General features: G+C 61.6%; 26 protein-coding genes and 1 pseudogene. 8 read left to right on the top strand and 19 right to left on the bottom strand.

Annotated features, from left to right (window positions below):
- Positions 1 to 50 precede the first annotated feature (50 nt).
- From recG to exbB, 5 genes are all read right to left on the bottom strand, one after another.
- Positions 51 to 2,126 (bottom strand): ATP-dependent DNA helicase RecG, encoded by a 2,076-nt coding sequence (gene recG / locus JZ00_RS08310; RefSeq protein WP_039593628.1) that lies wholly within the window; start codon positions 2,124 to 2,126, stop codon positions 51 to 53.
- Positions 2,127 to 2,135: 9 nt separating this feature from the next.
- Positions 2,136 to 3,056 carry a hydrogen peroxide-inducible genes activator gene (locus JZ00_RS08305; RefSeq protein ID WP_039593629.1) on the bottom strand — a complete coding sequence of 307 codons (921 nt, stop codon included), beginning with the start codon at positions 3,054 to 3,056 and terminating at the stop codon, positions 2,136 to 2,138.
- 132 nt (positions 3,057 to 3,188) lie between these two features.
- Positions 3,189 to 3,944, bottom strand: a complete 756-nt coding sequence (locus tag JZ00_RS08300; RefSeq protein WP_039593630.1) for an energy transducer TonB family protein — start codon at positions 3,942 to 3,944, stop codon at positions 3,189 to 3,191.
- Complete coding sequence (exbD, locus tag JZ00_RS08295; RefSeq protein ID WP_030142181.1) at positions 3,941 to 4,369, bottom strand: TonB system transport protein ExbD; 429 nt, start codon at positions 4,367 to 4,369, stop codon at positions 3,941 to 3,943. Before exbD ends, JZ00_RS08300 begins: the two co-directional genes overlap by 4 nt.
- Positions 4,370 to 4,375: 6 nt before the next feature.
- Positions 4,376 to 5,347 carry a tonB-system energizer ExbB gene (exbB, locus tag JZ00_RS08290; RefSeq protein WP_039593631.1) on the bottom strand — a complete coding sequence of 324 codons (972 nt, stop codon included), beginning with the start codon at positions 5,345 to 5,347 and terminating at the stop codon, positions 4,376 to 4,378.
- Between the two features lie 188 nt (positions 5,348 to 5,535).
- On the opposite strand from exbB, the gene JZ00_RS08285 reads away from it, so the two are divergent.
- Entirely contained in the window at positions 5,536 to 6,393 is an 858-nt protein-coding gene (locus JZ00_RS08285) for an NAD-dependent epimerase/dehydratase family protein (RefSeq protein WP_039593632.1), read from the top strand.
- A gap of 66 nt (positions 6,394 to 6,459) precedes the next feature.
- Here the strand turns inward: JZ00_RS08285 and JZ00_RS08280 are convergent, their stop codons facing one another.
- The 6 genes from JZ00_RS08280 to JZ00_RS08255 all read right to left on the bottom strand — a co-directional run bounded on the left by JZ00_RS08280 (position 6,460) and on the right by JZ00_RS08255 (position 11,763).
- Positions 6,460 to 7,200, bottom strand: a complete 741-nt coding sequence (locus JZ00_RS08280; RefSeq protein WP_039593633.1) for a hypothetical protein — start codon at positions 7,198 to 7,200, stop codon at positions 6,460 to 6,462.
- 55 nt (positions 7,201 to 7,255) lie between these two features.
- Positions 7,256 to 7,636, bottom strand: coding sequence for a RidA family protein (locus JZ00_RS08275; RefSeq protein ID WP_030142177.1), 381 nt, complete (start codon positions 7,634 to 7,636; stop codon positions 7,256 to 7,258).
- Between the two features lie 33 nt (positions 7,637 to 7,669).
- The gene (gene spoT, locus JZ00_RS08270) at positions 7,670 to 9,775 is read right to left on the bottom strand and encodes a bifunctional GTP diphosphokinase/guanosine-3',5'-bis pyrophosphate 3'-pyrophosphohydrolase (RefSeq protein WP_039593634.1); all 2,106 of its coding nucleotides are present in this window, start codon (positions 9,773 to 9,775) and stop codon (positions 7,670 to 7,672) included.
- A gap of 60 nt (positions 9,776 to 9,835) precedes the next feature.
- Positions 9,836 to 10,099 carry a DNA-directed RNA polymerase subunit omega gene (gene rpoZ / locus JZ00_RS08265; RefSeq protein WP_003177259.1) on the bottom strand — a complete coding sequence of 88 codons (264 nt, stop codon included), beginning with the start codon at positions 10,097 to 10,099 and terminating at the stop codon, positions 9,836 to 9,838.
- A gap of 167 nt (positions 10,100 to 10,266) precedes the next feature.
- Positions 10,267 to 10,887: a guanylate kinase gene (gene gmk, locus JZ00_RS08260; protein WP_039593635.1), complete on the bottom strand. Its 621-nt coding sequence runs from the start codon at positions 10,885 to 10,887 to the stop codon at positions 10,267 to 10,269.
- Positions 10,888 to 10,899: 12 nt separating this feature from the next.
- Positions 10,900 to 11,763 carry a YicC/YloC family endoribonuclease gene (locus JZ00_RS08255; RefSeq protein WP_039593636.1) on the bottom strand — a complete coding sequence of 288 codons (864 nt, stop codon included), beginning with the start codon at positions 11,761 to 11,763 and terminating at the stop codon, positions 10,900 to 10,902.
- A gap of 266 nt (positions 11,764 to 12,029) precedes the next feature.
- Between JZ00_RS08255 and rph the strand changes: the two genes are divergently transcribed.
- A complete protein-coding gene (gene rph / locus JZ00_RS08250) occupies positions 12,030 to 12,752 on the top strand; it encodes a ribonuclease PH (protein ID WP_003177262.1) in 723 nt (240 codons plus the stop codon).
- Between the two features lie 30 nt (positions 12,753 to 12,782).
- Entirely contained in the window at positions 12,783 to 13,151 is a 369-nt protein-coding gene (locus JZ00_RS08245) for a DUF4870 domain-containing protein (protein WP_039593637.1), read from the top strand.
- A 104-nt stretch (positions 13,152 to 13,255) separates the two neighbouring features.
- Here the strand turns inward: JZ00_RS08245 and JZ00_RS08240 are convergent, their stop codons facing one another.
- Positions 13,256 to 14,035, bottom strand: a complete 780-nt coding sequence (locus tag JZ00_RS08240; protein ID WP_013694557.1) for an exodeoxyribonuclease III — start codon at positions 14,033 to 14,035, stop codon at positions 13,256 to 13,258.
- A gap of 82 nt (positions 14,036 to 14,117) precedes the next feature.
- On the opposite strand from JZ00_RS08240, the gene pyrE reads away from it, so the two are divergent.
- Complete coding sequence (gene pyrE, locus JZ00_RS08235) at positions 14,118 to 14,762, top strand: orotate phosphoribosyltransferase (protein ID WP_039590108.1); 645 nt, start codon at positions 14,118 to 14,120, stop codon at positions 14,760 to 14,762.
- Between the two features lie 123 nt (positions 14,763 to 14,885).
- On the opposite strand, the gene argB is transcribed toward pyrE, so the two are convergent.
- The 4 genes and pseudogenes from argB to coaBC all read right to left on the bottom strand — a co-directional run bounded on the left by argB (position 14,886) and on the right by coaBC (position 19,143).
- Positions 14,886 to 15,791: an acetylglutamate kinase gene (gene argB, locus JZ00_RS08230; RefSeq protein ID WP_025216133.1), complete on the bottom strand. Its 906-nt coding sequence runs from the start codon at positions 15,789 to 15,791 to the stop codon at positions 14,886 to 14,888.
- Between the two features lie 26 nt (positions 15,792 to 15,817).
- A pseudogene (locus tag JZ00_RS08225) lies at positions 15,818 to 17,221 on the bottom strand (phosphomannomutase/phosphoglucomutase); the annotation flags it as partial.
- A gap of 252 nt (positions 17,222 to 17,473) precedes the next feature.
- Positions 17,474 to 17,929 (bottom strand): dUTP diphosphatase, encoded by a 456-nt coding sequence (dut, locus tag JZ00_RS08220; RefSeq protein WP_039590112.1) that lies wholly within the window; start codon positions 17,927 to 17,929, stop codon positions 17,474 to 17,476.
- 5 nt (positions 17,930 to 17,934) lie between these two features.
- Positions 17,935 to 19,143 carry a bifunctional phosphopantothenoylcysteine decarboxylase/phosphopantothenate--cysteine ligase CoaBC gene (gene coaBC, locus JZ00_RS08215; protein WP_039590114.1) on the bottom strand — a complete coding sequence of 403 codons (1,209 nt, stop codon included), beginning with the start codon at positions 19,141 to 19,143 and terminating at the stop codon, positions 17,935 to 17,937.
- Positions 19,144 to 19,288: 145 nt separating this feature from the next.
- Between coaBC and radC the strand changes: the two genes are divergently transcribed.
- Positions 19,289 to 19,963 (top strand): RadC family protein, encoded by a 675-nt coding sequence (gene radC / locus JZ00_RS08210; RefSeq protein ID WP_039590116.1) that lies wholly within the window; start codon positions 19,289 to 19,291, stop codon positions 19,961 to 19,963.
- A gap of 47 nt (positions 19,964 to 20,010) precedes the next feature.
- On the opposite strand, the gene JZ00_RS08205 is transcribed toward radC, so the two are convergent.
- The gene (locus JZ00_RS08205; RefSeq protein ID WP_039590117.1) at positions 20,011 to 21,597 is read right to left on the bottom strand and encodes an ABC transporter substrate-binding protein; all 1,587 of its coding nucleotides are present in this window, start codon (positions 21,595 to 21,597) and stop codon (positions 20,011 to 20,013) included.
- Between the two features lie 447 nt (positions 21,598 to 22,044).
- Here JZ00_RS08205 and rpmB point away from each other — a divergent pair, with 447 nt between their 5' ends.
- Together rpmB and rpmG are read left to right on the top strand one after the other, a co-directional pair.
- Positions 22,045 to 22,278, top strand: a complete 234-nt coding sequence (gene rpmB, locus JZ00_RS08200) for a 50S ribosomal protein L28 (protein WP_003177273.1) — start codon at positions 22,045 to 22,047, stop codon at positions 22,276 to 22,278.
- 11 nt (positions 22,279 to 22,289) lie between these two features.
- Positions 22,290 to 22,445, top strand: a complete 156-nt coding sequence (gene rpmG, locus JZ00_RS08195) for a 50S ribosomal protein L33 (protein WP_003177274.1) — start codon at positions 22,290 to 22,292, stop codon at positions 22,443 to 22,445.
- A 69-nt stretch (positions 22,446 to 22,514) separates the two neighbouring features.
- On the opposite strand, the gene JZ00_RS08190 is transcribed toward rpmG, so the two are convergent.
- Positions 22,515 to 22,760: a peptidase inhibitor gene (locus JZ00_RS08190; protein WP_046509440.1), complete on the bottom strand. Its 246-nt coding sequence runs from the start codon at positions 22,758 to 22,760 to the stop codon at positions 22,515 to 22,517.
- 170 nt (positions 22,761 to 22,930) lie between these two features.
- Positions 22,931 to 23,293, bottom strand: coding sequence for a cupin domain-containing protein (locus tag JZ00_RS08185; RefSeq protein WP_039590124.1), 363 nt, complete (start codon positions 23,291 to 23,293; stop codon positions 22,931 to 22,933).
- A 231-nt stretch (positions 23,294 to 23,524) separates the two neighbouring features.
- Here JZ00_RS08185 and JZ00_RS08180 point away from each other — a divergent pair, with 231 nt between their 5' ends.
- Positions 23,525 to 25,018, top strand: coding sequence for an aldehyde dehydrogenase (locus tag JZ00_RS08180; RefSeq protein WP_039590125.1), 1,494 nt, complete (start codon positions 23,525 to 23,527; stop codon positions 25,016 to 25,018).
- Positions 25,019 to 25,194: the final 176 nt, after the last annotated feature.

Raw genomic sequence — 25,194 nt, 5'->3', positions numbered from 1 at the left:
CAGTATAACCAGCTTGTCCAGAAGGCGCGTCCAGAAAACTGAGCGCGTGCTCACACTTGGCCGTATTGCTGCCCATGGCGCAGCCAGCGGTCCAGCAACGGGCTGACATGGTCGGGCCAGCGCTCCAGCAGCGCCTGGGCGGCATCGCGTACCGCCGGGAGCAGGTCGGCGTCGCGCATCAGGTCGGCCACCTTGAATTGAAGCAGACCCGTCTGGCGCGTGCCGAGCATTTCACCCGGGCCGCGCAGTTCGAGGTCTTTTTCGGCGATGACAAAACCGTCGTTGGTTTCGCGCATGATGCCCAGGCGCTGGCGGCCGATCTGCGACAGCGGCGGGTGGTACAGCAGCACGCAATGGCTGGCGGCGCTGCCCCGGCCGACCCGGCCACGCAGCTGGTGCAGCTGCGCCAGGCCCAGGCGCTCAGGGTTCTCGATAATCATCAGGCTGGCGTTGGGGACGTCGACGCCGACTTCGATCACGGTGGTGGCGACCAGCAACTGCAGGGCGCCGGCCTTGAATTCGGCCATCACGGCTGCTTTTTCGGCGGGCTTCATGCGACCGTGGATCAGCCCGACCTTCAGCTCGCCGAGCGCGGCGGTGAGGTCCTCGAAAGTGGTCTCGGCCGCCTGGCAAGTCAGCTCTTCCGACTCTTCGATCAAGGTGCAAACCCAATAGGCCTGCCGGCCCTCGGCGCAGGCGCTGCGCACGCGCTCGATGACTTCCACTCGTCGGGTATCGGTGACCAGCACGGTATTGACCGGCGTGCGGCCCGGGGGCAGTTCGTCGAGGATCGAAGTGTCGAGGTCGGCGTAGGCGCTCATCGCCAGGGTCCGCGGGATCGGCGTCGCGGTCATGATCAATTGGTGCGGGCACATCCGCCCGCCGACGCCTTTCTGCCGCAAGGCCAGGCGCTGTTGGACGCCGAAGCGGTGCTGTTCGTCGATGATCACCAGGGCAAGGTTCTTGAACTGCACCTCGTCTTGGAACAGCGCATGGGTGCCGACCACCATCGGCGCGCCTTCGGCGATCTGCGCGAGGGCGGCGACGCGGTTCTTGCCCTTGAGCTTGCCGGCCAGCCAGGCGACTTCGATGCCCAGGGGTTCGAGCCAGCGGTGGAAGGTGATGAAGTGTTGTTCGGCCAGGATCTCGGTGGGCGCCATCAACGCCACCTGATAGCCCGCTTCCAAGGCTTGCAGCGCGGCGAGGGCGGCGACCACGGTCTTGCCCGCGCCAACGTCGCCCTGGATCAACCGCAGCATTGGCTCGGGCTGGCTCAGGTCGTAGGCGATCTCGTTGCCGACCCGCTGCTGCGCGCCGGTGGGGGTGAAACCGAGATTGGCCAGGTACCGCGCCGGCAGTTTCGTCGCCTTGGGCATCGCCGGGGCGCGCAGCGAGCGCAGGCTTTCGCGCAGGCGTTGCTGGGACAGCTGATGGGTCAGCAGCTCTTCGAAGGCGAGGCGATGCTGGGCCCAGTGGTGGCCGAGGGCGAGTTCTTCCACATCCGCGTCGGCGGGTGGGTGATGCAAATAGCGAATCGCGTCGGCCAGCGGTGCAAGTTGATAATCGCGCGCCAACTCCTTGGGCAGCCAGTCCGGCAGGCTGGTGGGGCCCAGCATCGTCAGCGTCTGCTGGCAGAGCTGGCGCAGGCGCTGTTGGGTCAGGCCTTCGGTGAGCGGGTAGACCGGCGTCAGGGTTTCCGCCACGGGCGGCGGTTCGTCGCCGGTGATGGCGCGGTATTCCGGATGATAGATCTCCAACCCCGATGCACCGGGCCGGGCCTCGCCGTAGCAGCGCACGCGGGTGCCACGCTTGAGGCCTTCCTTTTGCGCATTGCTGAAATGATAGAAGCGCAGACTCAGCCCGCCGGTGCCGTCCTGCAGGCGCACCACCAGGCTGCGACGCCGGCCCATGACCACGTCGGCGCCGCTGACGGTGCCTTCCACCACGGCATCCTGCCCGGGCCGTAAATGACCGATGGGCACCACGCGGGTGCGATCCTGATAGCGCAACGGCAGGTGAAACAGCACGTCCTGGAGGTTTTCCAGGCCGACCTTGGCCAGTTTCTCGGCCATGGCTTCACCGACACCCTTGAGTGTCGTCACCGGCACTTTCGACAGCTCAGTCATGGCAACGGCTTACTTGGCGGCGGGCGGCTTGGCCACGGAGCACAGGCGGATCGAGTCGGCGAGGATCTCGATGGCCTTGGGTCGCGGGAAGCTGGCGCGCCAGGCGATGGCAACGGTACGGAACGGCACCGGCGCCGTCAGCGGGCGGACTTCGATCACGCCGGGGGAGTAATGGTGGCTATCCACCGCCGACAACGGCAGGATCGAAATGCCCAGGCCCGAAGCGACCATGTGGCGAATGGTTTCCAGGGAGCTGGACTCCACGGTGGTGTGCTTGGCGCCTTCGCTGCCCTTGGTCAGCGTCGGGCAGGCTTCGAGCACCTGGTCGCGGAAGCAGTGGCCTTCGCCGAGCAACAAAAGGCTCTTGTCGTTGAGCAGGCCGGCGTCGATGGTTTTCTTCTGGGTCCAGGGATGCTGGGCCGGCATCAGGACGTAGAAAGGTTCGTCGTAGAGCGGCAAGGTCAGTACGTCGGCTTCGTTGAACGGCAGGGCGATGATGATCGCGTCCAACTCGCCGTTGCGCAGCTTGTCGCGCAGCACGTGGGTGAAGTTTTCTTCGATGTACAACGGCATCTGCGGGGCGACCCGGTGCAGTTGTGGAATCAGGTGCGGAAACAGGTACGGCCCGACGGTGTAGATCGCGCCGACTTTCAACGGGGCGGTCAGCTGGTTCTTGCCGGCCTGGGCCAGCTCGCGAATGCCCTGTGCCTGTTCCAGCACTTTTTGCGCCTGTGCCACGATGCCTTCACCCACCGGGGTCAGGCGCACCGCGCTTTTGCTGCGCTCGAAAATAAGCACACCGAGTTCGTCTTCAAGCTTTTTCACGCCCACCGAGAGTGTCGGCTGGCTGACATGGCAACGTTCGGCCGCGTGGCCGAAATGCTGCTCTTGGGCGAGGGTCACGATGTAGCGTAATTCTGTGAGGGTCATGGCGAACGTCCGTGAAGTTGCGAGCCAAGCATACCGGCTGCAATCGATAGACGCACGTTATCAGACTGGAGGCGCGGTGCGACACTCGCCAGAAAATAAGAAGCCCCTGGAACAGGGGCTTGCAATTTGAGCTCAGCGCCGACGCTTGTCGATGGAATACAGGAACGGCGCCGTCAGTTCGACCGTGCCGTTGGTCAACAGGTCGGCCGGTGGCTTGGGCAGCGGTTGGGCGCGACGGATCATTTCCAGGGTGGCCCGGTCCAGATCGGCGTTGCCTGACTTGCCCACCAGTTCGAAGGACACGACGTTGCCCTCGGCATCCACCACGAACCGCAAGCGGTTCATGCCTTCCTTGCCGCGTGCCTGGGCGCTCGCCGGGTACTTCTTGTATTTGCCCAGGTGCGCCAGCAGCGTGCCTTGCCAGCTGGCCTTGGCCGCCATTTGCGCGGGCGAAGGGCCTGGGGCCGGCTGCGCCGACTTTTCGGTGGGGGCCTGGGTGGGCTGGGTGTCGGCGGGCTTTTGCTCCGATGGTGTTTCCTTCGGCGGCTCCGGCTTCTTCTCCACCGGCTTGGGCTTGGGCGGTTGAGGCTTCGGCTTGGGCTTGACCGGCTTGGGCACGGCGATTTCCGCCTTCGGTGCTTCGGCCAGTTTCGGCAGCGGCAGCTCTTCCACCGGCTCGGGCGGTTGCGGCGGTGCGACGACTTTCGGCGGGGCAGGCGGTGGCGGTGCTGGAACCGGGGCCAGTTCGACCATCATCGCCTGGGGCGGCAACTCGATGGGCGCACGTGTCGTCCAGTTCAGCGTCAGTGCGATGGCCAGCGCGTGCACGCCCAGCACCACGGCCAGGCTACCGCTGTAACGCGTCAGCTTTTGGCGCGTCGTGATCATTTCTTCGGCGCCGTCTCGAGTCCGACCAGGCCGACCTTCAGGTAACCGGCGCCGCGCAGGGCGTCCATCACGCTCATCAGGTCGCCGTAGTCCACGCCTTTGTCGGCCTGGAAGAAGATCGTTGTGTCTTTCTTGCCCTGGGTCTTGGCGTCCAGGGTCGGGCCGAGGCTCTCGACCTTGATTTCCTCTTCGCCCAGGAACAGGCGCTGGTCGGCCTTGACGCTCAGGAACACCGGTTTCTCCGGCCGTGGCGATGGCTTGGCCGTCGATGCCGGAAGGTCAACCTTGATGTCCACGGTGGCGAGCGGGGCGGCCACCATGAAGATGATCAGCAACACCAGCATCACGTCGATGAATGGCGTGACGTTGATTTCGTGGTTCTCGGCCAGATCGTCGTCTGCGCCTTCTTTCAAATGCAGGCCCATGGCCGATTACCCCACTTTCACCATGTGCGGTTGCGAGCCACGCTCGGGCGGCAGGTGATCGAGATCGCGGCTGACCAGCAGCAGGACTTCGGCCGAAGCATCGGAAACCTGGGCCTTGTAGCCGGCAATGGAGCGGGCGAAGACGTTGTAGATGACCACCGCCGGGATGGCCGCAACCAGCCCCAGTGCGGTCGCCAGCAAGGCTTCGGCGATGCCGGGGGCGACGACGGCGAGGTTGGTGGTCTGGGTCTTGGCGATGCCGATGAAGCTGTTCATGATCCCCCACACGGTACCGAACAGGCCGACGAACGGCGCGGTGGAGCCGATGGTAGCGAGCACGCCGGTGCCGCTGCTCATGTTGCGACCGCAGGCCGCGACCAGGCGCTCGAGGCGGAAGCTGACGCGCTCCTTGATGCCTTCCTTCTCGCGGCTGTTGGCCGACAGGCGCATCTCTTCGAGGGCGTCATGCACCAGCAGGTTGGCGAGGGTGCCTTCCTTGCCGGCGGTGGTGCTGGCTTCCTTGAGCGTGGCGGCTTTTTTCAGCGCGGCGATTTCACCCCGCAGGCGGCGCTTGGCGCCCAGCAGTTCGAAGCCCTTGGCGATCCAGATGGTCCAAGTGATGATCGAGGCGATGGCCAGGCCGATCATCACGGCTTTGACGACCACGTCGGCGTTCTTGTACATGCCCCAGGGCGACAGGTCGTGGGCCATGCCCAGGGTATTGTCCGCTTCGAGCACTTGGGGAGTGTCGGCCTCGACGGCCTGGGCCGGATCGGTGGCCACGGGCGTCGCAACGGGGGCGGCCGGGTCGGCGGGTGCCTGGGCGGCCGTAGGCGTGGTGGCCGGTGTCGTGGCGGGCGCCTGGGCATCAGCGAAGGCGGCGCTTGGCGCCAGCATCAGGCTGAGCAACAAGGCTGCCACTGCGCTCCAGGCGCGAGGTCGGTTGGTTGGCGAAGCGGAAGAGAGAGAGCGTGTCATGCTGGCCGGACCTGAGAATTAAAGAAGGTTGATGTTCTTCCAGGCCTCGTGAGGCCGAGAACAAAAGTGGCGAGCATTATTGCAAGTAATTCTTGTTAACAAAAGTAATACAGTAACTTTTTTTCGCGTATGGCTAGCCGCTCGTCCCTCTCGAGGGCTAGTCTGCGGCTTTTCCAGAGGAGTTCATGATGTCCGCGCCTTCTGTTTTGATCGCCGGCTGCGGTGATATTGGTGGTCGCCTGGCCAGCCAACTGGTGGCCGAGCATTGGCGCGTCCATGGCTTGCGGCGTACGGTTTCGAACCTGCCGGCGGGGGTTGTCGGCGTCGCAGGAGACTTGTTCAGCGAGCAATGCCCCGCTGATTGGCCCACGGGCCCCTTGGATTATGTAGTTTATAGCGCCGCCGCCACCGATCATGACGAGGCGGGCTATCGCACGGCTTATGTCGAAGGGTTACGGCATGTGTTGGGCTGGCTGGAACAGCATGGCCAGCGGCCCAGGCGATTGCTTTTCGTGTCCAGCAGCAGTGTGTACGGGCAGCAGAAAGGCGAATGGGTCGATGAAAGCTCGTCTACCGAGGCGGGCGGTTATTCCGGACAGGTGATGCTGGAGGCCGAGCAATTGGCGCTCGACAGCGGCATCCCGGCCAGTCGTGTGCGCCTGACCGGCATCTATGGACCGGGCCGGGAATGGCTGCTGAGCCAGGTACGCCAAGGCTATCGCGTGGTGATCGATCCACCGCTGTACGCCAATCGCATCCACGCCGACGATGCCGCCGGCCTGCTGGCGTACCTGCTGAAAGCTGATCATCAGGGCCGGACGCTGGAAGACTGCTACATCGGTGTCGACGATGCCCCCGCGCCGCTGGCCGAGGTGGTGGGCTGGTTGCGCGATTATATGGGCGTCACCGAATGGGCCGAAGACGCCAGCGTGCGCCGCGCCGGCAGCAAGCGCTGCAGCAATGCCCGGGCGAAGGCGTTGGGCTGGGTGCCGCGTTATCCGAGTTTTCGCGAGGGGTATGCGGCGATTCTGGAAGGGCGCTGCTGATTTACAGTCACCTCAAAACAAACTGTGGGAGCGAGCAAGCTCCCACAGGGGGACCCGTCGGGGCTCCTATTGTTTTTCAAGCACCCACTTGCGAGCGCCCGGCGTGAACGATGGAATTTCATCGGCGAGAGACGCGTTGACGGTCTCGAAGATTTCCAGCTTCTTGCCGTCGCGGGCAAAGATCCAGGTGTTGCCCAGGCCGTTCTGCTGTAGCCAGATATTGTCGTTGCCATTGCTCATGGAGGCGCAGCCGCCAGCCAGGCACAAGGCGTAGCGATCGGCGCCCGGCAAGCCGCTGACCTGGCCATCAGGCTGGAATTGCACGGTGGCACCCTGGCCGGGACCTTCGGCAATGTTCCAGGTGCCGCCGAGATAAGCCGAATACAGGGCTCGTTCGAAACTGGCGCCAATCGGTGCGCCTTCCGGTACCTGTACTTGCGCACGGTCGAACACCTGCTGTGGTTCGTTCTCGGTAGCGGTCTGGCTCAACTGGTCGCCGTCGCGCTTGAGTTCGCTGGCGGAGCTGCCGTAGAAGTTGACTTTCCAGGCGCCGTCTTCTTCGCCCAGCAACTTGCCTTCAACGTTTTCAAAGCCATTGGTGTAGCGCGCCTGGCCGGCCCGGGTGTTGACGTCCCATTCCAGGTTTGGCCCGTAGGCCTGCAGTGCTTCGCGAAGCGGGCCGCCCTTGGCGGCAGCGTCGATGGCGGCCTGGTTGATCCAGGTGCCGCTGATGTCACGGTCGGCAGGGTTGCTGGCGCAGCCGCTCAGGAGGAGGGCAAGCAGCGAGAAGGCAAGCGCTTTGCGCATGAAGGAATCCTTTCAGAACGAAAACGGCGCAACGGGTGAGGCTGCGCCGGGTTGTTTATTCGATGACCAGGATAGCGTCCATCTCGACCTGGGCGCCTTTTGGCAAGGCGGCCACGCCAATGGCGGCGCGGGCAGGGTAAGGCTGGTCGAAATACTTGCCCATGATCTCGTTGACCTTGGCGAAGTGGCTCAGGTCGGTGAGGAAGATGTTGAGCTTGACGATGTCCTTGAATGAGCCGCCGGCAGCCTCGGCCACGGCCTTCAAGTTCTCGAAAACTTGCACGGTCTGGGCTTCGAAGCCCTCGACCAGCTCCATGGTTTTCGGGTCCAGCGGGATCTGGCCGGACATGTACACGGTATTACCCGCCTTGATCGCCTGGGAGTAAGTGCCGATGGCGGCCGGGGCCTTGTCGCTGGAGATTACGGTCTTGGTCATTCATGACTCCTTGTAATGTGGGCGGGTGAGGCGCTATGCGCGCATCCGGGTGATGCGGATGACCCCTGTCAGGGCGCGCAGTTTCTTGATCACGCGGGCCAGGTGCACACGGTCGTGCACGCTGACCACCAGTTGGACGACGCTGATACGACCGTCGCGTTCGTCCATGCTGATTTTCTCGATGTTGCCGTCGGCGGCGTTGACGCTGCTGGCCAGCAGGGCAATCAGGCCGCGCTGGTGCTCCAGCTCGACGCGCAGTTCGACGTTGAATTCGCCGGTGACATCCTTGGCCCACGAAAGCTGGATGCATTTTTCCGGGTTGTGGCGGATTTCGCTGATGTTGCGGCAGTTGTCCAGGTGCACCACCATCCCCTTGCCGGCGGACAGGTGGCCGACAATCGGGTCGCCCGGGATCGGTGTGCAGCACTTGGCATAGCTGAGCACCAGGCCTTCGGTGCCGCGAATCGCCAGTGGGCCCTCAGGGCTTGGCAGCTGTTCGCCTTCGCCAAGCAGGCGGCGGGCGACGACGTAGGCCATGCGATTGCCCAGGCCAATGTCTTCGAGCAGGTCTTCGATCAATTCGAGACGGTATTCGTTGAGCATGACCTGCACGCGTTCCGTCGGGATCTTGTCCAGCGAACTGTCGAAACCGTTTAGCACCTTGTTCAGCAGGCGTTCGCCCAGGCTGATGGATTCGGAGCGGCGCTGCAGCTTCAGTGCGTGACGGATATGCGTGCGGGCCTTGCCGGTGACCACGAAGTTGAGCCACGCCGGGTTGGGTCGCGCGCCGGGGGCGCTGACGATTTCCACCGTGGAGCCACTTTGCAATGGCTCGGACAACGGTGCCAGGCGGCGATTGATGCGGCAGGCGATGCAGCTGTTGCCGACGTCGGTGTGCACGGCATAGGCAAAGTCCACGGCCGTGGAGCCTTTGGGCAGCTCCATGATCCGGCCCTTGGGCGTGAAGACATAGACCTCGTCCGGGAACAGGTCGATCTTCACGCTCTCGATGAACTCCAGGGAATTGCCAGCCCTCTGCTGCATTTCCAGCACACCCTTGACCCACTGCCGCGCGCGGGCGTGGGTGCTCTTGGGTTGTTCGTCGCCGCTGGATTTGTACAGCCAATGGGCAGCGATGCCGTTGTTGGCCATCTCTTCCATTTCGCGGGTGCGGATCTGGATCTCGATCGGTACGCCGTGCATGCCGAACAGCGTGGTGTGCAGCGACTGGTAGCCGTTGGCCTTGGGGATCGCGATGTAGTCCTTGAAGCGCCCTGGCAACGGTTTGTACAAATTATGTACAGCCCCCAGCACGCGGTAGCAGGTATCGACCTTGTCGACGATGATCCGGAACGCGTAGACGTCCATGATCTCGTTGAAGGCCCGGCGCTTGCCGCGCATTTTCTTGTAGATGCCGTAGAGGTGCTTCTGTCGCCCGCTGACTTCGCCTTCGATGCCGTCGATCGCCAGGCAATGGCTCAGGGACTCTTCGATTTTGTTGACGATTTCCTTGCGGTTGCCCCGGGCGCGCTTGACGGCCTGGTTGATGCGCGCCGAACGCATCGGGTGCATCGCCTTGAAGCCCAGGTCCTCGAACTCGATGCGGATCGCATGCATGCCCAGGCGGTTGGCGATGGGTGCGTAGATTTCCAGGGTTTCCTTGGCGATGCGCCGGCGTTTTTCGCCAGACAGCACTTCCAGGGTGCGCATGTTGTGCAAACGGTCGGCGAGCTTGACCAGGATCACGCGGATGTCGCGGGCCATGGCCATGGCCATTTTCTGGAAGTTCTCGGCCTGGGCCTCGGCCTTGGTCTCGAAGTTCATCTGGGTCAACTTGCTGACCCCGTCGACCAGTTCGGCCACGGTTTCGCCAAACTGCGCTTGCAGCGCTTCCTTGGCGATGCCGGTGTCTTCGATCACGTCGTGCAGCATGGCCGCCATCAGGCTCTGATGGTCCATGTGCATGTCGGCAAGAATATTCGCCACCGCAAGCGGGTGCGTGACGTACGCCTCGCCGCTGCGGCGGCGCTGGCCGTCGTGGGCTTGTTCGGCGTAGAAATAGGCTCGGCGGACCAGGTTGACCTGGTCCGTGCCGAGGTAGGCCGATAAGCGATCGGCGAGGGCGTCTATGCTCGGCATGATGATGACTCCTGCCGTCTGCTGTGACCCCGCGCCGTGCTACGTCGACCAGGCATAGGCTTAGACCGCCTCGTTGGACTCGTCCTCGAACGCTGCGAACAGCGGTTCGTCTTCAACGATTTCAGCGTTGGCGATGAACTCGTAGCTCATCAGGCCTTCGGCGATTTCACGCAGCGCTACCACGGTAGGCTTGTCGTTTTCCCACTGGACCAATGGCTCTTTGCCGCCGGTGGCCAGTTGACGGGCACGCTTGGTAGAGAGCATGACCAGCTCAAAGCGGTTTTCCACGTGTTCTAGGCAGTCTTCAACGGTTACGCGGGCCATGGTATTCCTCGGAGCGAATGCAATATGCGCGCTGCCCGGTTGGGCGAGCGGACTCGACAGTTTAAAAAAACACCAGCGTTTAGGGAAGCGCTGATTTTTTAACCAAACCCCTCGGCGCGCTGCGAGTACCAATGTAAAGCCGTCGCAGCGGTTTTGGGAAGGGCTGTTCAGCCCAGCAGTTCGGCCAATAATTTACCGAAACGTTGCTGTTGGCGTTTCTGTTGCAGCTGGCTGGCGCGGAAAATCGCCTTCAGGTCGTCCAGCGCATGGGCGAAATCGTCGTTGATGATCAGGTAGTCGTAGTCGACGTAGTGGCTCATCTCGCTGACTGCTTCGCGCATTCGGCCCTCGATGATTTCGTCGCTGTCCTGGCCGCGGTTGGTCAGGCGCTGGCGCAAGGCTTGCTGGCTCGGCGGCAAGATGAAGATCGAACGGGCGTGGGGCATCAACTTGCGCACCTGCTCGGCGCCTTGCCAGTCGATTTCCAGGATCAGGTCGTGGCCTTCGTCGAGGGTTTGCTGCAGGAAGCTTTGCGATGTGCCGTAGAGGTTGCCGAAGACCTCGGCGCGCTCGAGGAAGTCGCCGTGCTCGGCCATCTTCACGAACTCTTCGCGATCGACGAAGTGATAGTTCACGCCGTTGACTTCGCCCGGGCGCATGGCGCGGGTGGTGTGCGAGACCGAGACGCGGATCTGCGGCTCGGCGTCGATCAGGGCCTTGACCAGGCTGGTCTTGCCGGCGCCCGAAGGCGCGGAAATGATGTAGAGAGTGCCGGTGCTGTGGGTCATGTCGGGTTAGCCTTACTCAATGTTCTGCACTTGTTCGCGCATTTGCTCGATCAACACCTTGAGGTTGACCGCCGCCTGCGTGCTGCGCGGGTCGAAGGCTTTGGAGCCCAGTGTATTGGCTTCGCGGTTGAGCTCCTGCATCAGGAAGTCGAGGCGGCGACCGGCCGCGCCGCCGGAGTTGAGCACCCGGCGGACTTCGATGATGTGGGTGCTCAGGCGATCGAGTTCTTCGGCCACGTCGCTCTTTTGCGCGAGCATGACCATTTCCTGTTCGAGGCGCTGCGGGTCCAGCTCGGCCTTCATGTCGGCGAAGCGGTCGAGGACTTTCTGGCGCTGGGTGGCGAGCATCTGCGGGACCAGTTCGCGCAGTGTGGTGACGTCCTCTTCAATGGACGTCAGGCGCTCGTTGATCAGCCGAGCCAGCTCCGCGCCTTCGCGTTCGCGACCGGCCTTGAGTTCTTTCAGGCCTTGGTTGAACAGCGCCAGCGCCTCGGCGTTCAGCGCCTGTGGATCGCTGGCGTCACCTACCAGGACGCCTGGCCAGGCCAGGACTTCCAGCGGGTTCAGGGGGGCGGGATTCTTGATGAGGCTGGCGACGGTTTCGGCAGCGGCGACCAGTTGTGCCGCGCGCTCGCGGTCGATTTGCAGCGTCTTGCCGCTGCTTTCTTCGGTAAAACGCAGGGTGCATTCCAGTTTGCCCCGGGACAGGCCCTGGCGCAGCGCTTCGCGCACACCGCCTTCGAGGTCGCGGAAGGACTCTGGCAGGCGCAGGTGCGGCTCCAGGTAGCGGCTATTGACCGAGCGCAATTCCCAGCTCAGCGTGCCTTGGGCGCCGGCCTTTTCGACACGGGCGAAGGCGGTCATGCTGTGCACCATGGGGATTCCTCGCTATGCAAGCCGGCCACAACCGTGGTTCGTGGGGCCTGGGATCTGTGGATTGATGCTGAAGAACAGCAAAGGCGCAGGATTGTAGCGCAGTGGGACGCATGCGCCCAAACAGCTCCGGTTACAAAAGCGCTGCAGCCCGTCGGTCGGGACTTCGGGCGTGCTCACCTGTCGCATCGGTTTTTTAGAACTGCCCTCTAGCGGCCCACGGCTCTATAATGTCCGGCAGTTTTCCGTCCCCTGTACAGGTGTTCCCTATGAAACGTCCAAGTGGTCGCGCTGCCGATCAGCTTCGCTCGATCCGCATTACCCGCAACTACACCAAACACGCCGAGGGATCCGTACTGGTCGAATTCGGTGATACCAAGGTCATCTGCACCGTCAGCGTCGAAAACGGCGTACCTCGTTTCCTCAAGGGCCAGGGCCAGGGCTGGTTGACCGCCGAATACGGCATGCTGCCGCGCGCAACCGGCGAGCGGAACCAGCGTGAGGCCAGCCGTGGCAAGCAGGGCGGCCGGACCCTGGAGATCCAGCGTCTGATCGGCCGTTCGCTGCGCGCCGCGCTGGACATGTCCAAGCTGGGCGATGTCACGCTGTACGTCGATTGCGATGTGATCCAGGCTGACGGCGGCACCCGTACGGCGTCCATTACCGGTGCGATGGTTGCGCTGGTCGATGCCTTGAAAGTGATCAAGAAGCGCGGCGGGCTGAAGGGCGGCGACCCGCTCAAGCAAATGATCGCCGCCGTGTCCGTGGGCATGTACCAGGGCGAGCCGGTGCTGGACCTGGACTACCTGGAAGATTCCGCCGCCGAGACCGACCTGAACGTGGTCATGACCAGCGCCGGTGGCTTTATCGAAGTGCAGGGCACCGCCGAAGGCGCGCCGTTCCAGCCGGAAGAATTGAACGCTATGCTGGAGCTGGCGAAGAAAGGCATGAACGAAATCTTCGAATTGCAAAAGGCCGCATTGGCCGACTGATCGTTAGGCGCTTCAGACAAGGAGAATGTCATGAGTGATGAGCAAGTCCTGTTGCCCCAACCGAGCAAAGAAGCGCGGCAATGGGCAATGTTTTGTCACCTGTCCGCCTTGTTGGGGATCTGGATTCCGTTTGGCACGCTGATCGGGCCGCTGGTGCTCTGGCAACTCAAGCGTGAATCCGACCCGTTCATCGATGCCCAGGGCAAGGAAGCGCTGAACTTCCAGATCACCGTGGCGATTGCCTCGGCGATCAGCCTGCTGCTGATGATTGTGGTCATCGGCTTCTTCCTGTTCGGCCTGGTGGCCATCGGTGCGCTGGTGCTGACCATCATTGGTGGCGTGAAAGCCAATGAAGGGCAGCCGTATCGGTATCCGTTTACCTGGCGGTTGGTTAAATAACGATCAATGGTGCATTGCCCTTGTGGGAGCCAGCTCCCACATTTGAATGAACGCTCATAAAAAACCGACATTGCTGTCGGTTTTTTTATGGGTGCGAATGACGCTTAGATCGTCAGCGTCCAGTCGTAGTCCACGATCAGCGGCGCATGCTGCGAGAACCGTGGCTGGCGCGGCAGGCGGGCGCTGCGTACGAAGCGGCGCAACCCGGGCGTCAGCAACTGGTAGTCGAAACGCCAGCCGAGGTTGAGCATCTCGGCCTGCTCGTTGTCTGGCCACCAGCTGTATTGGTCGCCTTCACGGCTGACTTCACGCAGGGCGTCGACATAACCCATGTTGCCAATGATCTCGTCCATCCAGGCCCGTTCCGGCGCCAGGAAGCCAGGAGACTGTTGGCTGTCGCGCCAGTTCTTGATATCCAGCTTCTGCTGCGCCACGTACAGCGAGCCACAATAAATGTACTCGCGACGTTTGCGCCGCTGTTTATCAAGGTAACGGGCGAAGTCGTCCATCAACTTGAATTTCTGATTCAAATCTTCATCGCCGTTCTGCCCCGAAGGGAGCAGCAAGGTCGCGATGCTGACCTTGTCGAAATCGGCTTGCAGGTAGCGCCCGTAGCGGTCCGCCGTCTCGAAACCGAGACCGTTGATGACAGCCTTCGGTTGCAGCCGCGAGTACAGAGCCACGCCACCTTGGGCGGGGACTTCGGCATCGCAGGCATAAAGGAAGTAACCATCCAGTTGGAAGGCTGCATCGTCCAGTTCAAAGGCGGAGGCGCGGGTGTCCTGCAGGCAGATGACGTCGGCATTCTGTGCTTGCAGCCAACTGAGCAAACCACGCTCGACTGCAGCCTGAATACCATTGACGTTCACACTGATGATCCGCATAAATGGCCCCAAAAATCACGTGCGTGTATGATACACGCCGTGTACCTATTTAGCTAAATCCGCGGTATTTGAGGCTTTTTTCATGCAGGCGTATCAGCGCGATTTCATTCGCTTTGCCATCGATCGCGGCGTTTTGCGCTTCGGTGAATTCACCCTCAAGTCCGGGCGCACCAGCCCGTACTTCTTCAATGCGGGCTTGTTCAACAGTGGAACCGCCCTGGCGCAGTTGGGCCGTTTCTATGCCGCAGCCATCGTCGAGAGCGGCATCTCGTTCGACGTATTGTTCGGCCCGGCCTACAAAGGCATCCCGCTGGCCGCCACCACCGCTGTCGCCCTGGCCGAACACCACGGCCGCGACCTGCCCTGGTGCTTCAACCGCAAGGAAGCCAAGGCCCACGGCGAAGGCGGCAGCCTGGTCGGCGCGCCGCTGACCGGCGAAGTATTGATCATCGACGACGTGATCACTGCGGGCACCGCCATTCGCGAAGTGATGCAGATCATCGCTTCCCAGGAAGGCGCCAAGGCTGCCGGTGTGCTGATCGCCCTGAACCGCCAGGAGCGCGGCAACGGCGAGCTGTCGGCGATCCAGGAAGTGGAGCGTGACTTCGGCATTCCGGTGATCAGCATTGTGTCGCTGAACCAGGTGCTGGAATTCTTGGCCGACGATCCGCAGCTCAAGCAGCATCTGCCGGCGGTAGAGGCTTATCGGGCACAGTTCGGCGTCTGAGAAAACCGCTGATTGGCTCTTGTGGCGAGGGAGCAAGCTCCCTTGCCACAAGAGCATCTGCAAAAGTGTAAAAAAAGACCCCGCTCAACCAGATTGAGCGGGGTCTTTTTTTAACGGTATCGCTTAAGGACGCTTGCGATTGCTGATCAAGGTACCTACGCCGGTGTCGGTGAAGATCTCCAGCAGGATCGCATTCGGCACGCGACCATCGATGATCAGCGAGCTGCCGACACCGCCCTGGACCGCTTCCAGCGCACAACGGATCTTCGGCAACATGCCGCCGTAGATCGTGCCATCCGCGATAAGGTCGTCGACTTGCTGGGTCGACAATCCGGTCAGGACCTTGCCGGTCTTGTCCATCAGGCCGGCAATGTTGGTCAGCAGCATCAGCTTTTCGGCCTTCAGTGCCTCGGCGACCTTGCCGGCCACCAGGTCGGCGTTGATGTTGTACGACTCGCCGTTGGCGCCCACGCCAATTGGCGCGATGACTGGGATGAAGTCGCCCTTGACCAGCAGGTTCAGCAGGTCGGTGTTGATGCCGACCACTTCGCCCACGTGACCGATGTCGATGATTTCCGGCTGGGTCATCTCCGGAGTCTGGCGGGTGACGGTGAGCTTCTTCGCCCGGATCAGCTCGGCGTCCTTGCCGGTCAGGCCGATGGCGCTGCCGCCGTGGCGGTTGATCAGGTTGACGATGTCCTTGTTGACCTGGCCGCCGAGGACCATTTCCACCACGTCCATGGTCTGCGCGTCGGTGACGCGCATGCCATCGATGAAGTGGCTCTCGATCGACAACCGCTTGAGGAGGTCGCCGATCTGCGGGCCACCACCGTGTACTACTACCGGGTTGATGCCCACGGCTTTCATGAGAACGATGTCGCGGGCGAAGCCGGTTTTCAGCTCCTCGCTTTCCATCGCGTTGCCGCCGTACTTGATCACCAGTGTCTTGCCGACATAGCGTCGGATGTAAGGCAACGCTTCGGACAGGACCTTGGCGGTGTTGGCGGCGGCTTCGCGTTCGAGGGTCATTCAGGGCTCCGGTGGTGATTCAAAAATCAAAACGGTAGTTTGAGATCAGGTGCAACACGTTTGAGTTGGGTGTGGAAAACATCCTTGATGCGCTGCAGCTCGGCCTCGTTGTCGGCCTCGAAACGCAGCACCAGCACCGGTGTGGTGTTGGAGGCGCGAACCAGGCCCCAGCCTTGTGGGTAGTCGACCCGCACACCGTCGATGGTGGTCAGTTCGGCGCCTTCGCCCCACTGGGCGTCGTGCAGTGCATCAATGATGCTGAATTTGCTCTCTTCGGTCACATGGATATTGATTTCTGGCGTAGAAATATCGTTCGGGAAGGTTGCGAACAGCTCTTCCGCGCTGGATTGCTCCTTGCTGAGGATCTCCAGCAGGCGTGCCGCGCTGTAGATGCCGTCATCAAAACCGAACCAGCGTTCCTTGAAGAAGATGTGGCCGCTCATTTCGCCGGCCAGCAGGGCGCCGCTCTGTTTCATTTTTTTCTTGATCAACGAGTGGCCGGTTTTCCACATGAGCGGGCGACCGCCGTATTCCTTGATCAACGGCACCAGGCGACGGGTGCATTTCACGTCGAAAATGATCTCAGCATCGGGGTTGCGCGCCACTACGTCTTTGGCGAACAGCATCAACAGGCGGTCCGGGAATACGACGCTGCCGGTCTCGGTCACCACGCCCACGCGGTCGCCGTCGCCGTCGAAGGCCAGGCCCAGGTCGGCGTTGGTTTCCTTGACCTTGGCGATCAGGTCTTGCAGGTTTTCCAGCTTGCCCGGGTCCGGGTGGTGGTTCGGGAAGTTGCCGTCGACCTCGCAGAACAGCGGGATGACTTCGCAATTCAGGGCTTCAATCAATTGCGGTGCGATCACGCCGGCCGCGCCGTTGCCGCAATCGACCACCACTTTCAATCGGCGGGCGAGTTTTACGTCCTTGACGATCTCATCGTTGTAGCGCGGGAGGATGTCGACCTTGGTCACGGTGCCCTTGCCGCTGCTCAAGTCATTGGTCTTGAGACGGGTGTGCAGCGCCTGGATCTGCTCGTTGGCGAGGGTGTCGCCGGCGATGACGATCTTGAAACCGTTGTAGTTCGACGGGTTGTGGCTGCCGGTGAGCATCACGCCAGATTTACCGGCCAGCACGTTGGCGGCATAGTACAGCGCCGGTGTTGGCACCAGGCCGACATCACTGACATGGCAACCGCTGTCGGCGATGCCCTTGATCAGTTGCTCGACCAGTTCCGGGCCGGACAAGCGGCCATCGCGGCCAACATTCACGTTCGGTTCGCCCTGGGCCAGGCTCTGGGAGCCGATGGCGCGGCCAATCCAATAGGCAGTTTCAGCCGTCAGGGTTTCCGGCACGACGCCACGGATGTCGTAGGCGCGGAAGATGCTGTCGGGAAAGATCGGGGCAATTGCGGCTGGGGTGTTCATGGGCGGGGCGCTCTACTCAGGAAAGTGACTGGACACACCGACATTTGGCGTCGGCAGGCTCAAGCTGAAGGGTATGACGACGTTTTTGGCAGAGAGTTCGCGGTGGGAAAGTGCCATGAGACAGCGTTATCCCGGTCTGAACGGTCTAAAACCTTGATTCCGGGTGGGAAACCTCGTCGGCAGCCGTTACGCATATTTAGTCCTGAAACAGAAGCTTAATAAAGCAGCCGGGCAGGGCGCCCGGCCGCAAACGCCGCATCAATGGCTACCGGAGTGCCCGAAACCGCCGGCGCCACGCTGGCTTTCGTCGAATTCCTGGACCAGCTCGAAGTGAGCCTGGACCACCGGCACCAGCACCAGTTGGGCAATGCGCTCGCCGATGGCAATGTTGAAAGCGGTCTGGCCGCGGTTCCAGCACGACACCATCAGTTCGCCCTGGTAGTCGGAATCGATCAGGCCTACCAGGTTGCCCAGCACGATGCCGTGCTTGTGGCCAAGCCCCGAGCGCGGCAGGATCAGCGCGGCCAGGCCCGGGTCGCCGATGTACACCGACAGGCCGGTAGGAATCAGCAGGGTCTGGCCCGGTTCCAGCACCGTGTCCTGCTTGAGCATCGCCCGCAGGTCGAGACCGGCGGAGCCCGGTGTAGCGTATTGCGGCAGCGGAAATTCGTTGCCGATGCGAGGGTCGAGGATCTTGGCTTGTAGCGCGTGCATTGGAATTAAACCTGGTTCAGCCGTTCGGCGATGAAAGTGATCAGTTGGCGGGCGATCTTGCCCTTGCTGGTCTGGGCGAAAAGCGTGGCGTGCAACTGGCGGTCGATCACGCTGCAGGCGTTTTCTTCGCTGTTGAAGCCGATGCTCGGGTTGGCGACGTCGTTGGCGACAATCAAGTCGAGGTTCTTGTCCTTGAGCTTGCGCGCCGCGTAATCGAGCAAGTGTTCGGTTTCGGCGGCGAAACCCACGCTGAACGGACGATCGGGACGAGTGGCGATGGTGGCCAGGATGTCCGGGTTGCGCACCATTTGCAGGAGCAGGCCGTCGCCGCTTGTAGGGTCTTTCTTCAATTTTTGCGGGGCGACGACTTCAGGTCGGTAGTCCGCTACCGCAGCCGAGGCGATGAACAGGTCGCACGGGATGGCCGCTTCGCAGGCCGCGAGCATGTCCCGCGCGCTGACCACGTCGATGCGCGTGACCCGGTCTGGGGTCGGCAGGTGCACCGGGCCGGTGATCAGCGTCACTCGGGCGCCAGCCTCGACGGCCGCTTCGGCGAGGGCGAAGCCCATTTTTCCGGAGCTGTGGTTGGTGATGTAGCGCACCGGGTCGATGTTTTCCTGGGTCGGCCCGGCGGTGATCAGCACGTGCTTGCCCGTCAGGGCCTCGCGCTTGAAGCAATCGGCGGCGCACTGGGCCAGGTCGGTGGCCTCAAGCATGCGACCCATGCCGACATCGCCGCAGGCCTGGCTGCCGGAGGCTGGGCCGAAGACTTTCAGGGCGCGGCTTTCCAGCAATTGCAGGTTGGCCTGGGTAGCCGGGTCGCGCCACATGGCCTGGTTCATGGCCGGCGCGACGGCAACCACGGCGTCGGTGGCGAGCACCAGGGTGGTCAGCAGGTCGTCGGCGATACCCTGGGCCAGGCGGGCGATCAGGTCGGCCGTGGCCGGGGCGATCAACACCAGGTCGGCCCACTTGGCCAGTTCAATGTGGCCCATGGCTGCTTCAGCCGCAGGGTCGAGCAAATCCAGGTGGACCGGGTGTCCGGACAGGGCTTGCATGGTCAACGGGGTGATGAACTCACTGCCGCCACGGGTCATGACGACCCGCACTTCCGCGCCCTGGTCGATAAGCCTGCGAACCAGCTCGGCGCTCTTGTAGGCGGCAATGCCGCCGCCGACGCCCAGAACGATGCGTTTCCGATACAGCCGCTGCATAGGCCTGCCTTTCGATTTCAGTGGTCAGTGCAAGACGAACCCCTCGGCAGCAGCCTGCCTGGGTGAAAATCGCCTGCAAAAAAGATGGGCTAAGATATCACAGCGTCCGCTACGGAACAGCGGCGCCCACTATCAGGGAGATGCCATGAGTATTCGGGATTGGCCCGTGGCCGAACGGCCGCGGGAAAGGTTGTTGGCGTCGGGGGCGGGGAGCCTTTCAGACGCCGAACTGCTGGCGATTTTTTTACGCACGGGCGTGGCGGGTAGAAGCGCGGTGGATCTGGCGCGACAACTCTTGATCCAGTTTGGCAGCCTGCGCGCGCTGCTGGAAGCGGACCAGATCACTTTCAGCAGCCATGTGGGCCTCGGGCCGGCAAAATTTGCCCAGCTACAAGCCGCCCAGGAAATGAGTCGTCGGCATTTGGCTGAGCGGGCCCGGGAAAGAACCACGCTGGAAAGCCCGTTCGCGGTTCGTGAGTATCTCAAATCAATGCTGCGCCACGAACCCCATGAGGTGTTTGGCTGCCTGTTCCTCAATGCCAAGCATCAGGTGCTGACCTTCGAGGCGCTGTTTCGCGGCTCGATCGACAGCGCCAGCGTCCATCCTCGCCAAGTGGTCAAGAGAGCCTTGGCCCACAACGCCGCCGCGGTGATCCTGTGCCACAACCACCCTTCCGGCAACACCGAGCCGAGCCAAGCCGACCGCGTGCTCACCGAGCGGCTCCAGGAGGCTCTGGAGCTGATCGATGTGCGGGTGCTCGACCATTTCATCATCGGTGACGGGGAGCCGCTGTCCATGGCGGAGTATGGGTGGATGTGAGGTCGGATCTGACGATATGAATCCTTGTGGGAGCGCTTCAGGCAGGGTTATTTGAGACTGACCTTGGAATAATCCTGGCGCCCAAACGGGCTCACCGCATAACCCTGCACATCCTTGCGGGTCAACGCGAAGGCGGTCGGGTGCGCCAACGGCAGCCAGAGGGCCTGCTGCTGTATCTGCGCCTGGGCCTGTTCGTAGAGTTTGGTGCGCACGCCTTGTTCACTGGTGGTCTTGCCTGCACTGATCAGCTTGTCCAGGTCCGGGTTGCAATAACGGGCGAAGTTGGTGCCGGACTTGACCGCCGCGCAGGAAAATTGCGGGGTGAGGAAATTGTCCGGATCACCGTTATCCCCAGCCCAGCCCATGAACAGCAGGTCATGCTCGCCGGCCTTGGCGCGGCGGATCAGCTCGCCCCATTCGATCACGCGGATTTCCGCCTGGATGCCGATTTCCGCCAGGTCCGATTGCAGCAACTGTGCCCCCAGGCTTGGATTGGGGTTGAGCAGGCTGCCGGAAGGGCGGGTCCAGATTGTGGTCTTGAAGCCTTCCTTTAAACCGGCCTTGGCGAGCAAGTCCCGGGCCTTGGCCGGATCATGGGCATAGCCGGGCAGGTTTCTGGCGTAGCTCCATGTGTTCGGTGGGTAAGGACCGTTGGCCGCTTCGGCGGTGCCTTCGAAAACAGTCTTGAGGTAACTGGCCTTGTCGAAGGCAAGATTGATGGCTTGGCGGACTTCCGGTTTATCCAAGGGCGGGTGTTGGCTGTTGATCGCCAGGAAAGCGGTCATGAAAGCGTCAGTCTGTTCCACTTTCAGCGTGGGCTCCTGCTTGGCAGCCTGTACGTCCAGTGGCTTGGGCGACAATGCGATCTGGCATTCATTACGTCGCAGTTTCTGCAGGCGAACGTTGGCGTCCGGGGTGATGGCAAAGATAAGAGGGTCTACCTGCGGCTTGCCGCCGAAGTATTCGTTGTTGGCCTTGTAGCGAATCGAGGCGTCTTTCTGGAAGCGGTTGAAAATGAACGGGCCGGTGCCGATGGGCTGGTTGTTGAGTTGTTCCGGCTTGCCGGCCTTCATCAATTGGTCGGCGTACTCGGCTGAATAAATGGAGGCAAAACCCATGCTCAATGTGGCCAGGAAAGTCGAATCGGCGTGGCCCAGCGTGAATCGCACGGTCAGAGGGTCCAGCGCGTCGATTTTGGTAATCAGCGCCGGCAGTTGCATGGACTGGGCGTGAGGGAAGCCACTTTGCGCAACCTTGTGCCAAGGGTTGGCCGGATCCAGCATGCGATCGAAGCTGAACTTGACGTCTTCGGCGGTCAGGTCGCGGCGCGGTGTGAAATAGTCGGTGCGATGGAACTTGACCCGGGGACGCAGCTTGAAGACATAGGTCAGGCCATCGGGCGAGACCTCCCAACTGTCGGCCAGGCTCGGCACCACCTTGCCGCTGGCCGTGTCGAAGTCCACCAGGCGGTTCATGAGCACGTCGGCCGAAGCATTGGTGGTGGTCAGTGAATTGTATTGAACGACATCGAACCCTTCCGGGCTGGCCTCGGTACATACGCTCAGGGCGGCGGCCTGGGCCAGCGGGCTGATCAGCAGAGGGGCGAGCAACAGTGATAGGGCAGCGAGGCGCATGATTTGATTTCCTGTGCAGGTCGGAGGCCCATCTGCGAGTGCAGTCTGGAAAAGGTCTACCCTAGTGGCCTCGCCTGCAAATGACTATCCCCTTTTTGCATTTTCCGGCACTCTTTCCTGCGCTTCGCAGAAGGTGTCCTGGGCGCGAACTCGCCATCGACCAGAAAAAACCTGCGCGCCACGACGAGCGGTAAGGGCGTCGCCGACCCTTGCGCCAGCCGCCTGGGGCTGTTGGGCGACGATTTACAACGAAGACAAATCACACCGGCTGTTGTTGTGCCTGGGTCTTTCTGGTATAAAGCAGCGCTCTTTTCTAGGGGCCCGGTTCCTTCACTGTAGGTGTAGCCGGTAAGACCCTTAAAGAAACGCGGCGCCTGGCGCCAAATGACTGAGAGATTAAGCGGCCAACCCATGCCGGGTTGGGCATGAGGTTTAGAGGGCTGAGGCATGTCTAGAGTCTGTCAAGTTACCGGTAAGGGTCCGGTGACTGGGAATAACATTTCCCACGCAAACAACAAAACCCGTCGTCGTTTCCTGCCGAACCTGCAGCATCACCGCTTCTGGGTTGAAGAAGAGAAACGTTTCGTACGTCTGCGCGTATCTGCCAAGGGCATGCGCATCATCGACAAGCGTGGCATCAGTGTCGTGCTGGCCGAACTTCGTCGCGATGGCAAGGTTTAAGGGAGCTAATCATGCGTGAATTGATTCGTTTGATCTCGAGCGCCGGTACTGGTCACTTCTACACTACCGACAAGAACAAGCGTACTACCCCGGACAAAATCGAGATCAAGAAATATGATCCGGTTGTTCGCAAGCACGTGATCTACAAGGAAGGCAAAATCAAGTAATTGATTTTTCCCTCTTACAAAAAAGGGCCCGTATCGTGAGATACGGGCCCTTTTTTGTTGGTTTAGCGGTCAACCACATTTGATGCCGATGATGATCCTGTTGGCATCGGTCTGAAGATTGATACGTCGCGGGCGAAGATCCCAGCTTGTAGGGTATTTGGGCCCGGTAGCCCGAACAGGGGCCCCGTTGGCCAGGGCTCGAACCTCTTCAAGTAATTCAGGTGTGCATTTTTGGCCGATGGTGTACCGGGCGATGGTGATGTCGCATTGATCGTTAGGTGTGGGCGTGACAATGACGTCGTTTCGATCAGGCATTTCTAGCCTCCTTGCTAATAATTCAAAAGTTGAGGCACTCACCGTTCGGGTTGCCCGCGCGTCCTGCGCGTGCTGCTGCGACGATAATTTGCGTGGTGCCTGTGGAACGTTTTAGTTGTCGCTGCGCCAGATGACCATTGATTAAGTGTCACTGGCTTTTACGGTGCAACTCAGGCTTTCGCTTCAAACACCACGTAGATCTTGCGGCACGGTTCCAGCACCTCCCAGGTGCCCTTGAATCCCGCGGGAATCACAAAGCGATCGCCGGCCCGAAGCGTCTTGGCATTGCCATCGCTGTCGCGCAGCACGGAGACGCCCTGGACGATTTCGCAGTATTCGTGCTCCGTATAGTTGACCGTCCACTGGCCGACGGCGCCTTCCCAGACCCCGGCATTCATCTGGCCGCATGGGCTGTTGTAATGATTGAACACCGCTTGTTCGGGATCCCCCTTGAGCACCTTGGCCGGATCCGGGCGGTAACGATCGGCGGGGGTGTTGGCCTGGCCGAAATCGACGATGTCCTCGATGCTCATGCGCTTGATCTCCGGTGATGGCTTGGAAGCGTCGAGTCTATGTTTATTAAAACGAACATCGCAAGGTCGTTTGCCAGCCTTGTGTCAAATATATTGAAACATCCCCGGCGGCTGGTTTAGGGTGGCGGATGTTCCGTGCCGAAAACAGCGCCGAAAACCGGCTGGCCGGGCAGAATTCTTGAGCGCTGCGGGTGCCGCGGCGTTCCTACCCAATAAGAGGAGGACACTCGCATGACCACCCTGACTCGTGCCGACTGGGAACAGCGTGCCCGCGACCTGAAGATCGAAGGCCGCGCGTTCATCAACGGCGAACACACCGATGCGGTGTCCGGCGAAACCTTTGATTGCCTCAGCCCGGTCGATGGGCGCCTGCTGGGCAAGATCGCCAGTTGTGACGTGGCCGACGCCCAGCGCGCCGTCGAAAATGCCCGCTCCACCTTCGATTCCGGCGTCTGGTCGCGCCTGGCGCCGAGCAAGCGCAAAGCCGCGATGATTCGCTTTGCCGACCTGCTCAAGCAGAACGCCGAGGAGCTTGCCCTGCTGGAAACCCTCGACATGGGCAAGCCCATCAGCGACTCGCTGAATATCGACGTGCCCGGGGCCGCCCAGGCACTGAGCTGGAGCGGTGAAGCCATCGACAAGATCTACGACGAAGTGGCCGCTACGCCGCACGATCAGTTGGGCTTGGTGACCCGCGAACCCGTCGGAGTGGTCGGCGCGATCGTGCCGTGGAACTTCCCGCTGATGATGGCTTGCTGGAAGCTCGGCCCGGCTTTGTCCACAGGCAACTCCGTGGTGCTGAAGCCTTCGGAAAAATCCCCGTTGACCGCGATCCGCATCGCTGCCCTGGCGATTGAGGCCGGCATTCCCAAAGGCGTGCTGAACGTCCTGCCGGGCTACGGCCACACCGTTGGCAAGGCCCTGGCCTTGCACATGGATGTCGATACGCTGGTGTTCACCGGCTCTACGCGGATCGCCAAGCAATTGATGGTCTATTCCGGTGAATCCAACATGAAGCGCGTCTGGCTGGAAGCCGGCGGCAAGAGCCCGAACATCGTATTTGCCGATGCCCCGGACTTGCAAGCCGCCGCCGAATCCGCCGCCAGCGCCATCGCTTTCAACCAAGGCGAAGTCTGCACCGCCGGTTCGCGCCTGCTGGTGGAGCGTTCCATCAAGGACACCTTCCTGCCGCTGGTGATCGAGGCGCTCAAGAGCTGGAAGCCCGGCAACCCGCTGGACCCAGCCACCAATGTCGGCGCCCTGGTCGATACCCAGCAGATGAATACCGTACTGTCCTATATCGAGGCTGGTCACAGCGATGGCGCCAAACTGGTGGCGGGCGGCAAGCGGATCCTCGAGGAAACCGGCGGTACGTATGTCGAACCGACGATTTTCGACGGCGTGAGCAACGCGATGAAAATTGCCCAGGAAGAGATTTTCGGCCCGGTATTGTCCGTCATCGCCTTCGACAGCGCCGAAGAGGCCATCCAGATCGCCAATGACACGCCTTATGGCCTGGCAGCCGCTGTGTGGACCAAGGACATTTCCAAGGCTCACCTGACCGCCAAGGCACTGCGCGCCGGCAGCGTCTGGGTCAACCAGTACGACGGCGGCGACATGACCGCGCCGTTCGGTGGGTTCAAGCAGTCGGGTAACGGCCGGGACAAGTCGTTGCATGCATTCGACAAGTACACCGAGCTGAAGGCGACCTGGATCAAGCTATGACGAAATGACAGCTCCGGATTCACCCGGGGCTTGCCGATAGACCATTGTGGGAGCGGGATTGCTCGCGAAGGCGGTTTTACATTCAACGGTTCTGTTGACTGGCATTCCCCTTTCGCGAGCAAGCCCGCTCCCAAACTGTTATGTACAACGCTTGAAATCTATCCACAGGAGCGTGG

Source organism: Pseudomonas frederiksbergensis (assembly GCF_000802155.2).
Classification (GTDB): domain Bacteria; phylum Pseudomonadota; class Gammaproteobacteria; order Pseudomonadales; family Pseudomonadaceae; genus Aquipseudomonas; species Aquipseudomonas frederiksbergensis_A.
Note: the sequence above shows the minus strand (reverse complement) of the source record. Positions and strands in the feature narration are given on the sequence as shown.

Coding starts and splice junctions, on each gene's coding strand:
- recG (WP_039593628.1), bottom strand. CDS start 2,126: ATGACTGAGCTGTCGAAAGTGCCGGTGACGACACTCAAGGGTGTCGGT.
- JZ00_RS08305 (WP_039593629.1), bottom strand. CDS start 3,056: ATGACCCTCACAGAATTACGCTACATCGTGACCCTCGCCCAAGAGCAG.
- JZ00_RS08300 (WP_039593630.1), bottom strand. CDS start 3,944: ATGATCACGACGCGCCAAAAGCTGACGCGTTACAGCGGTAGCCTGGCC.
- exbD (WP_030142181.1), bottom strand. CDS start 4,369: ATGGGCCTGCATTTGAAAGAAGGCGCAGACGACGATCTGGCCGAGAAC.
- exbB (WP_039593631.1), bottom strand. CDS start 5,347: ATGACACGCTCTCTCTCTTCCGCTTCGCCAACCAACCGACCTCGCGCC.
- JZ00_RS08285 (WP_039593632.1), top strand. CDS start 5,536: ATGTCCGCGCCTTCTGTTTTGATCGCCGGCTGCGGTGATATTGGTGGT.
- JZ00_RS08280 (WP_039593633.1), bottom strand. CDS start 7,200: ATGCGCAAAGCGCTTGCCTTCTCGCTGCTTGCCCTCCTCCTGAGCGGC.
- JZ00_RS08275 (WP_030142177.1), bottom strand. CDS start 7,636: ATGACCAAGACCGTAATCTCCAGCGACAAGGCCCCGGCCGCCATCGGC.
- spoT (WP_039593634.1), bottom strand. CDS start 9,775: ATGCCGAGCATAGACGCCCTCGCCGATCGCTTATCGGCCTACCTCGGC.
- rpoZ (WP_003177259.1), bottom strand. CDS start 10,099: ATGGCCCGCGTAACCGTTGAAGACTGCCTAGAACACGTGGAAAACCGC.
- gmk (WP_039593635.1), bottom strand. CDS start 10,887: ATGACCCACAGCACCGGCACTCTCTACATCATTTCCGCGCCTTCGGGC.
- JZ00_RS08255 (WP_039593636.1), bottom strand. CDS start 11,763: ATGGTGCACAGCATGACCGCCTTCGCCCGTGTCGAAAAGGCCGGCGCC.
- rph (WP_003177262.1), top strand. CDS start 12,030: ATGAAACGTCCAAGTGGTCGCGCTGCCGATCAGCTTCGCTCGATCCGC.
- JZ00_RS08245 (WP_039593637.1), top strand. CDS start 12,783: ATGAGTGATGAGCAAGTCCTGTTGCCCCAACCGAGCAAAGAAGCGCGG.
- JZ00_RS08240 (WP_013694557.1), bottom strand. CDS start 14,035: ATGCGGATCATCAGTGTGAACGTCAATGGTATTCAGGCTGCAGTCGAG.
- pyrE (WP_039590108.1), top strand. CDS start 14,118: ATGCAGGCGTATCAGCGCGATTTCATTCGCTTTGCCATCGATCGCGGC.
- argB (WP_025216133.1), bottom strand. CDS start 15,791: ATGACCCTCGAACGCGAAGCCGCCGCCAACACCGCCAAGGTCCTGTCC.
- dut (WP_039590112.1), bottom strand. CDS start 17,929: ATGCACGCGCTACAAGCCAAGATCCTCGACCCTCGCATCGGCAACGAA.
- coaBC (WP_039590114.1), bottom strand. CDS start 19,143: ATGCAGCGGCTGTATCGGAAACGCATCGTTCTGGGCGTCGGCGGCGGC.
- radC (WP_039590116.1), top strand. CDS start 19,289: ATGAGTATTCGGGATTGGCCCGTGGCCGAACGGCCGCGGGAAAGGTTG.
- JZ00_RS08205 (WP_039590117.1), bottom strand. CDS start 21,597: ATGCGCCTCGCTGCCCTATCACTGTTGCTCGCCCCTCTGCTGATCAGC.
- rpmB (WP_003177273.1), top strand. CDS start 22,045: ATGTCTAGAGTCTGTCAAGTTACCGGTAAGGGTCCGGTGACTGGGAAT.
- rpmG (WP_003177274.1), top strand. CDS start 22,290: ATGCGTGAATTGATTCGTTTGATCTCGAGCGCCGGTACTGGTCACTTC.
- JZ00_RS08190 (WP_046509440.1), bottom strand. CDS start 22,760: ATGCCTGATCGAAACGACGTCATTGTCACGCCCACACCTAACGATCAA.
- JZ00_RS08185 (WP_039590124.1), bottom strand. CDS start 23,293: ATGAGCATCGAGGACATCGTCGATTTCGGCCAGGCCAACACCCCCGCC.
- JZ00_RS08180 (WP_039590125.1), top strand. CDS start 23,525: ATGACCACCCTGACTCGTGCCGACTGGGAACAGCGTGCCCGCGACCTG.